Origin of the sequence: Acinetobacter sp. YH01009 (assembly GCF_013420765.1) — a bacterium.
In the GTDB taxonomy this organism is placed as follows: domain Bacteria; phylum Pseudomonadota; class Gammaproteobacteria; order Pseudomonadales; family Moraxellaceae; genus Acinetobacter; species Acinetobacter amyesii.
In genome coordinates, this window is record NZ_VOYE01000036.1 from 1 (window position 1) to 3,906 (window position 3,906).

Annotated in this window: 3 protein-coding genes, 1 rRNA gene and 1 pseudogene; 1 reads left to right on the forward strand and 4 read right to left on the reverse strand. The window is 37.0% G+C overall.

Annotated features, from left to right (window positions below):
* Nucleotides 1-112 (forward strand): annotated as a pseudogene (locus FTT76_RS17300) (IS982 family transposase); the annotation flags it as partial.
* Here the strand turns inward: FTT76_RS17300 and FTT76_RS17305 are convergent.
* The 4 genes from FTT76_RS17305 to rrf form a co-directional block, all read right to left on the reverse strand.
* Nucleotides 109-1,179 carry a phospholipase D family protein gene (locus FTT76_RS17305; protein WP_180190652.1) on the reverse strand — a complete coding sequence of 357 codons (1,071 nt, stop codon included), beginning with the start codon at nt 1,177-1,179 and terminating at the stop codon, nt 109-111. The pseudogene FTT76_RS17300 and the gene FTT76_RS17305 sit on opposite strands and share 4 nt — an antisense overlap.
* 96 nt (nt 1,180-1,275) lie before the next feature.
* Nucleotides 1,276-2,625, reverse strand: coding sequence for an aromatic acid/H+ symport family MFS transporter (locus FTT76_RS17310; RefSeq protein ID WP_180110345.1), 1,350 nt, complete (start codon nt 2,623-2,625; stop codon nt 1,276-1,278).
* A gap of 407 nt (nt 2,626-3,032) precedes the next feature.
* Nucleotides 3,033-3,584: a DUF4256 domain-containing protein gene (locus FTT76_RS17315; RefSeq protein WP_180184033.1), complete on the reverse strand. Its 552-nt coding sequence runs from the start codon at nt 3,582-3,584 to the stop codon at nt 3,033-3,035.
* A 219-nt stretch (nt 3,585-3,803) separates the two neighbouring features.
* Nucleotides 3,804-3,906, reverse strand: a 5S ribosomal RNA gene (rrf, locus tag FTT76_RS17320); the annotation flags it as partial.

A 3,906-nucleotide genomic window follows, 5' to 3' on the forward strand; every position in this document is an offset into this window, starting at 1 on the left:
TAGAGCTAGAAGTATCTCAGGCTTTTTAAGTGGTATTTACGCATCACTATGTGCATACCAATTAACTCAGCAGCATAAGCCCACAATTCAAATTATGCAGTCATTGGCTTAAAAAGGATTCGGGTTAGATATATCATTATTTCTTAAAAACTCTTGTTTAAGTGTATTTAAACCTCCTTTATAAAATCTTAGACGATCATAGAATGAATGTGCAACGCAAAGAGCATCTACTATTTGTTCGGGTTTAGCTAGTTCTATAGCGGCCTTACTACCTAATATTTTATTAATTAATGGATAATTATAATGGACAATTGTATCTTCAAAATGTGGCCAATTAGTATTCATCCACTCATCAATCAAGCGATTTAATAACGCCTCTTTATTTGTATCCCAACCTATTTTTTGTTCTTTCCAAATGTCATTTATTGCATGCCGATCGCGAACAAAACTAAAAAAAGAATCAATTTCTAACCTCAATGGTATTAAATTCAAATCAATTTTTCGACTTTTTCTCTTATAAACTTGTTCTATTAAATTGAATGCAGATACCGATTCTTGATACGACTTTAAAAAACTATCTAAAAAAAGCTCAGATTTTTTTTGTCTTGGTACATATCTTTCGATGTTAGGAAAATTCACATCACCTAAAACTTGTTCAACTTCATAGTCAAAATCATTAACACTATCTAAAGTCGATTTAAATGTTTTATAAATTTTTTCATATTTTTCAACTTCTTCATAAGTTAAGACTTTGGCTGCATCCCAATATTCAGAAAATAGCATAATAAGTTCCTCATATCTTGAATCATCAGATAGAAGCCCAATCATAATTTCCTGATTTGTAAGTAAAGCGCTTTTGGTTAAATTTGCAGATCCTACAAAAATTATTTTATCTCCTAAAATATATAATTTAGGGTGAAAAGATGGATTAGTATAAAATCTAGCTTCGATATTTTTGCTGTTATTTAAAAGATGTTTTAAAGCAATAGGTGATGTTGGAAACCCTAACCTAACAACTATTCTAATACGGCAATTTCTTTGAATTAACTCATCAATCACATCAAATTCAGTAAAGAATGCTGATGCAATATAGACCTCCATTCCATCTTCAATACTATTCATGAATCCAGCTCTAAAAAAATCTTTTTTAGAATTAGTATTAGTAAAAATTCCTTTCATTTTTTAACCATTTTATAAATTAATATTCATATAACATACTAAAAATTAAATAAAAAAGCCCCCTTTCGGAGGCTTTTCTTTTTAAAGAATCACAACTTAAGCTTTGGCTGTAGATGCTTCTTTAACATCAATCTTATCACTGTCATTTTCATGCATAATCAACGCAACCGCGATTGCAGTGATCAGTACAGGTAAACCTACCGCCATAAAGTTGAAATGAGCAGGTAAGTTCATACCAAGCAAACCACCGATCAGAATCGGCCCTACAATCGCGCCCATACGACCAATCGCAGAAGACCAACCAATACCTGTCGAACGTACAGCAAGTGGGTAATACTGCGCCACATAGCTGTACAACAGCATTTGCGAACCAATAGATGCAGCACCTGCCAAGAACACCAAGATGTATAGCAAGAACTGATTTGACTGGAAGCCCATCAAGCTCATCACAATCGCCCCCATCATACCCAAAACCATCAGCACAGGTTTTAAATGGAAACGGTCAGCCAAAATACCACCGCCAACAATACCCACAACTGCGCCCACGTTCATGACCATCATGAACATTAAGCTGTTATCCATAGAATAACCGGCTGCCATCATCAGTTTTGGTAACCAGCTGCTTAGCGCATACATGGTCAATAGGCACGTAAAGAACGCCACCCAAAACAGCAATGTATTTACGGCACGACCACGGCGGAACAAACTCACCACGTTAGCAGCTTCAGGCACGCTTTCCTGCGGTAAAGTGAACACTGTATTTTCGGTTACTTTCACTTCAGGCGCTAAGCGCTTCACGATACTGCGAGCTTTTTCCTGTTTGTTTTCTTTCACCATAAATGCCAAAGATTCAGGTAAGAATTTCCAAATCACTGGTAAAAGGAAAAGTGGAATACCTGCAATAAAGAACATGATTTGCCAACCAAAGTCAGGGGTGAACCATGAACCTAAAAGTGCCGCCATCACACCACCGACTGCATAACCACTAAACATCGTCGTTACTAGTGTGCTACGCATCTTCTGCGGCGCGTATTCCGACGTTAAAGCCACAAGGTTAGGCATTACACCGCCAATCCCTAAACCAGCCAAGAAACGCAAAATACCAAATTCTGTTGGATTCGACGCAAAACCACCAGCAAAGGTCAAACCACTAAATAAAACGATACAGATCATGATGACTTTTTTACGGCCAATCTTATCTGCTAAAGAACCAAAGAACATGGCACCAAACATCATGCCTGCGAGCGCAGTACTGGCAAGCATCCCCGCTTGCATTGCACTTAAGCCCCAGTCTTGCATCAATAATGGTAAAACCACGCCATTAATCGCTAAATCGTAGCCATCAAATAAAATAATCAATAAGCACCAAGCCACTACATTGAAGTGGAACGGGGTAAATTTAGCCTTATCGACTACAGAATTTATGTCTATTTTTTCCGTTGTCATCGTTCTCATCTCCCATGAGTACTTGTCCATAACATTCATTGAATTTTTAAGTAAAATTCAACAGCCACGGAATATACGGAACAGTGTTTTCTAGGGATATTAGACGTATGTTTAATAAATCTAGTCTCTTATAAGTACATGTTAATTGTGTTATTTTTCATGCTTTAGTTTAATTATTAAACATTATCAATATATGATTATTTAACTTCTTTTTTTAAATAATAATGTCCTTGTTTTTAGGTCTAATTCTTCTATTCTTTCATTCAACTTCAGAACGACACACCATCATTTATTTCTATCTTTAGTTTAGAAAAATTTTAAATGTCTAAAAAACAAACGAAAATATATCTTTAGAAAAGTTCGTTTGAACACTCTAGATTGTTTTAAATACCTTGATAGCGCTGAGATTAAGCAATCACCAGCTTACAGCGAAATCCACGAGACGCATAATATGACTGTGCGCCATTATGGTAGCTAAATACATGATCATAACGTCGGTCACAAAACAGTGCCCCACCCTTTTGCCGAATATCTGCTGGCGTCACGATCCAGCTCGAAGTATTTAAATCGAAATGAAAAACTTGCTGTATCGCTCGGTAGTCCTCTTCTGTAAGCAGCTGAGCACCGATGTCTCGAACCATGTCTATTACGTTATTTTTGGGAGGATGATCCTTCCGATTCTCCAAGGCATCACGGTCATAACATAAGCGTCGTCTAGGCTTTGGCGACTCTAAGCTGCAATCATAAAATATCAGGTCATGAGATTGCCGATTCAGCCTCACAATATCTGGCTCACCCCCTGTTTTTTCCATTTCGATTACAGTTTTTAGTTTTGAGGGCTGTGCAATCAATTGTTTTTTAACATCATCCCAAAGCAATTCTGGATGACGCTGCATATTTGCCTCAAAGCGTTGCTGCAATATCTCTAAAATAGAGACTTCATTGAGATCTTGGAGCATTTGCACATCCTATTGTTTTTATACATTGGAGACTGAACTTCACTATAAAGAATATAGACTCACCTTGATGTAAATTTTTAGCGCTGTTTAGCCGTATTATTTTTAAATATCTATCATTTCCCAGTTTGTCTTTCTGCTTTTCTTATTATTTTTTTCTTCCCTTTTCATCACGCATAAAAAAACACCCCCTTCGCTTTGAAGGGGGTGTTTCGAATAATGAGCTGGCGATGACTTACTCTCACATGGGTAACCCCACACTACCATCAGCGCTAAGAGGTTTCACTTCTGAGTTCGGGAAGGGATCAGGTGGTTCACTCTTGCT